The organism is Stenotrophomonas sp. SrG, from assembly GCF_050031795.1.
In the GTDB taxonomy this organism is placed as follows: Bacteria; Pseudomonadota; Gammaproteobacteria; order Xanthomonadales; family Xanthomonadaceae; genus Stenotrophomonas; species Stenotrophomonas rhizophila_A.
Genome location: NZ_JBNBBE010000804.1, coordinates 1 through 245, shown reverse-complemented (window position 1 = coordinate 245; position 245 = coordinate 1). Strand labels below are relative to the sequence as shown.

The following is a 245-nucleotide window of genomic DNA, read 5'->3' as shown; positions in this document are numbered from 1 at the left end:
GGTCGTAGTGCTGCCACAGGGTGACGGCCAGCAGGCCGTTCTTGATGAAGCTCACGCTCTGGAACTTCAGGCGGCCGGCACCGATGACGGTGGGCGCCTTGTCCAGGGCGTTGGTTTCCCAGACCACGATGACGCGCTCGTCGCCGTTGGCGCGCAGGCCGGCGATGTGCTGGCCGTCAGGTGAGAGGGACAGGCTGGAAATGGCCGGGAAGGCGGCCATCTGCTCGATGGTCGGTGCCACCGGC

At 67.3% G+C, this 245-nt stretch carries 1 pseudogene; it reads right to left on the bottom strand.

Annotated elements, in window-relative coordinates:
* A pseudogene (locus tag ACQG3P_RS21780) lies at window positions 1–245 on the bottom strand (alpha/beta hydrolase family protein); the annotation flags it as partial.